This window comes from Exiguobacterium sp. 8A, from assembly GCF_902506275.1.
Classification (GTDB): domain Bacteria; phylum Bacillota; class Bacilli; order Exiguobacteriales; family Exiguobacteriaceae; genus Exiguobacterium; species Exiguobacterium profundum.
The window spans coordinates 1-3,919 of record NZ_LR733640.1; the positions used below are offsets into that span (position 1 = coordinate 1).

The window sequence follows — 3,919 nt, forward strand, 5'->3', positions numbered from 1 at the left end:
AGGATGTCGACCGGATGCGTCTCTACATCGACGGGGTCTACTACAACACGGTCGGGCTTCGACACGCGTATGATAACGTCCACTTCTACCTGCCGTGGGAGCAACGGCTCGACCTCTCGGACACGGCGGTCTTCGAGTTCGTCTCGATCGACAAGCGGGGCCGCGAGGGCGAGCGCATGGTCGTGACGCCGGACATCCGCGTCCAGATGGGATGGAACAACGGCGATTATAAATTCCGTGCCAGGGTCGGCCGCGGGACGCACCGCGTCGTCATCAAGGACGCCGACGGCCGGGTGATGGATGCGAAAGACTTTGACCCTACGCAGTATTGGTCCTTCGACATCCCGCTCGACCATACACAGTACAAGCACGGCGAGACGTACTACGTGTACGGCGTCGACTCGAAGGGGAACGAGGGCCCGCCGGGGGAATACGTCTATGAGGCGACGAACGCGTCGTATGAGTCGTTCACGCCGGCGGCCGAGATAGGCTGGCCGGTCGGGGGGGACGCGCGATGAGCTATACGATCACCGGCACCCCCGAGGTCGTGAACGGGTTCATCAGCATCCTCGACCCGGCCGTCCGCCAGAAACGTTCCGCGACCTCCATCACGGACGAGGACCCCCTCCATAATTTCACGAACACGTTCAACGCCTGCCTCGACCACGCGTCCAAGAACGGGTGGAACGTGTTCGTCCCGAAAGGGGAATACGTGGTCAACTACATCAACCTGTGCCCGAACACGACGATCAAAGGGGTCGGCACCCATAGCAGGATCCGTCACAGAGGAAGCACCACCCATCCCTACCTGTTCCAGAACCCGCGGACGCACCCGGAAGCGCTCCCAAACGGCTCGATCGGCGGCATCGTCATCGAGGACCTGATGGTGACCCTGAGCGGCGAAACCAAGGCCGGGTTCATGCTGGACCGGGTGTACGAGTCGGTCATCGCACGCGTCCGGGTCTTTTCGGGAGGGTGTAAGGACACAGCGTTCCGGTTCACCGGCGGGGCGCACAACCAAGGGACGGCCTACTACAACACGCTCTATGACGTCTCCGTCAACGGGAACAACGGGGCGGGGACCAACTTGGAGAAAGCCTTCGCCTTCCACCACAGCGCCAACTCGAACCGTCTCCAGAACTGCCGCGTCGTCGCGACACGGGTCGGCGTGCAGGTCGAGACGGGCTACACGAACCACATCCACGTGTCGGGCTGTGCCTTCGAGAACTTCCAGTACGGGGTGGAGCTCCGTGGGTCGGCCTTCTCCAGCATCATCGGCAACCGGTTCGAGAACACGGGGGATAACAACGAAGACTACAACTGGGATGTGGCGGGCGTCCTACTCAGGACATTCGCCGGCAAAATCCCAGTCGCAGGCGGGGGCGAAGAGGAGAAACGGATCATCTCCCGGGGGAACCTCGTCGCCGGGAACTTCTATTCGGCGATCAAAAACGAGGCCACAAAGGAACGCAACATCATCATGGAGGGGCCGGAGAACGAGGAGAACCTGATCCTCGACAATCGTTATCTCCACGTCCCCTTCATCCGCAACGCGACGATAGTGGAAATCGACGGTTCCCCATCGAAGGACGCGGTGGTCACCGGGTGGCAATCCGCCATCGAGCTCCAAGGGCAACACGATATCCGCAACGCGAAAACCATCCGGGGGACGGGGACGATCCGCGAGGTCGACCTCCTGACGAACGTCGATGCCATCACGGGGGTCGGGTCGTTGACGGACGTCGAGCGCCTCGCGAACGTCACGGATATCTGTGACGTCGGCACGATCTCAGGGGTGGAGGAAATCTCGGATGTCGGGTCGATCCAGCTCACCCGGCTCACCGCGGAGCCGGTCGCCCCGGGTGAGGGGACGCTCTACCACCTCGACACCGTCACCCATCCGGAGGGCTATTACCTCTACCGGGACGGACGTTTCCAGGCACTCGTGCCGGAACCCACGGGACCGGTGGTGCCGACGGCTCCGGATCACCCGTTCTTCCAGCTCGACGCCCGGACGCTGTTCCGGGACGGCGTGTGGGAACACGACCTCCACGGCTGGTCGTCGCTCGAACGTCAGGTCGTCAGCGACCCGGCCGGCGAGCCGGTCGTCACGTTCCACTCGATCCCCGCGTGGGGGCTGTTGGCGGACGGCATGACGATCGACGCGCGCAAGCTGAAGTGTCTGCGCCTGCGGGCGCCGAAGGGCGAGGCGTACTACCGGATCGCCGTGAAGGCGTATGACCGGGACGGGTTCCAGCTCGAAGACACCGGCGCGACAGAGGACTATGTGCACCTGCATGGGGCCGTCGCGTCCGAGACCTCGTATTGGAACGAGACGCAGAAGCGACGCCAGAACCGGGCGAACGTGTATGAGGCGACGTTGCGCGTCCTCTCCGACGAGGTCTTCTTCCTGAAGGTGTCGATCTTCACCGGGGTCGCGATCACGACGGAGAACCCGATCACCTCGCTCGTGCTCGAGGTGCCCGCGGCCACGACGGCCGAGGCGCTCGCGGCCGAAACGCTCGCCGAGACGGTGTTCAAGAACCCGCTCTTCGACGGGAGCCTCGCCCCGCAGGGGTGAACAGGGGTACCGTCCGTCCTGAGATGGCGACGATACCTATGTGGAGTGCTTTGATGAGGGGGCAGTTCAGGCCCCCTCTTGTCGGGTCTCGCCGTTGCCACGATCGTGACGCGCCCCCGACCAGGTCCCGCCTTCTGATGACGGAAGCGGGCGGAGGGCACGTGCTCGCTATATCTCGTTTCTTGACAGGTGTGGAATGATGAACAGTGTTTGCCACGTACACGCCGTGTACGCCCCTAGAAAGACTACGACTATGAAAAAGGATGGATGATGATGAGAATGGAATGGAAACGACAGGCGCGACACGCCTTGAAAGGAAACTGGTGGAGGATGGCCGGGGTGGCGCTCCTGTTCTTCATCGTCAGCGGCATCCCCCAATGGTTCATGCCCGGGGTGGACGCCGACTCCCCAGAACTGTTCACATCGAGAGCGCTCACCTGGGTGTTCGTCTCCCATGTCGTGCAGATCATGATCGCCCCGCTCGCCATCGGGTGGTCATGGCTCACGCTCGACGTCTCACGTGAGAAGGGCGCCTCGCTCTGGACGATGTTCAGGCCGTTCCGGACCCGATACCTCAAACATGTCGTCACCTCGTTGGTGATGAGTGTGTTCCTCGTGCTATGGAGCTTGCTGTTGATCGTACCGGGAGTCATCAAAGGCTTCTCCTACTCGCTCACACCGTACATCTTGCGCGACCGGCCCGAGCTGTCCGTGCTCGAGTCGATCACGGAGTCCCGTCGCCTCATGGATGGCCACAAGATGGAGGCGCTCATGCTCGTCCTGTCCTTCCTCGGCTGGTTCCTCGTCGGGACCTTGACGCTCGGGATCGGGTTCTTCTTCATCGGGCCGTACATCTCGACCACGTACGCGACGTTCTATGACGCGATCCGCGACAACGGGGAAGCCGGTACGGATGAGCCGACGCATGGGACGGAACAAGGGTTCTGACCAAACCGTCCCTGTCCGATTCATCAGGCGGGGCGAGCGCTTTCAGGCAATGATTTCAGTTCTTCATCGACCTGTCCCAGAGTGGGACCGAAGGGACGGGGACGCACGACATCACAAACGAAAGGGATGACCATATGATCCGATCATCGACAACCATACATAAGGCGAGGGCACACCTCCTGCGCGGGGTACTCCTCGCCCTCCTCCTCGCGGTCTCGTGCGGCATCGCGCAGCCGACGCATGCCGAGACGGGCGACAGCATCACCCGGGAGGCGCTCACGCCGTTCGAGTCGTCGCTCGCCCTCCTCACGGACCTCGAGGCGCCCGTGCCGATCGACTACTACCAGGGACAGGACCGGGTGACCGGGACCGTCGCGCCGGACGTGAAGA

The 3,919-nt window shown here is 62.6% G+C and carries 4 protein-coding genes; all 4 read left to right on the forward strand.

The genetic code is table 11. From position 1 onward, the window contains the following. The coding region (locus tag GVY42_RS15135) for a hypothetical protein (protein ID WP_236549001.1) at positions 1 to 518 on the forward strand (518 nt) is incomplete at its 5' end. Beyond that, entirely contained in the window at positions 515 to 2,581 is a 2,067-nt protein-coding gene (locus GVY42_RS15140) for a hypothetical protein (RefSeq protein WP_159563746.1), read from the forward strand. The genes GVY42_RS15135 and GVY42_RS15140, both read left to right, overlap by 4 nt. A gap of 273 nt (positions 2,582 to 2,854) precedes the next feature. Further along, the gene (locus tag GVY42_RS15145; RefSeq protein WP_159563747.1) at positions 2,855 to 3,529 is read left to right on the forward strand and encodes a DUF975 family protein; all 675 of its coding nucleotides are present in this window, start codon (positions 2,855 to 2,857) and stop codon (positions 3,527 to 3,529) included. 134 nt (positions 3,530 to 3,663) lie between these two features. Next, the coding region (locus tag GVY42_RS15150) for a hypothetical protein (protein WP_159563748.1) at positions 3,664 to 3,919 on the forward strand (256 nt) is incomplete at its 3' end.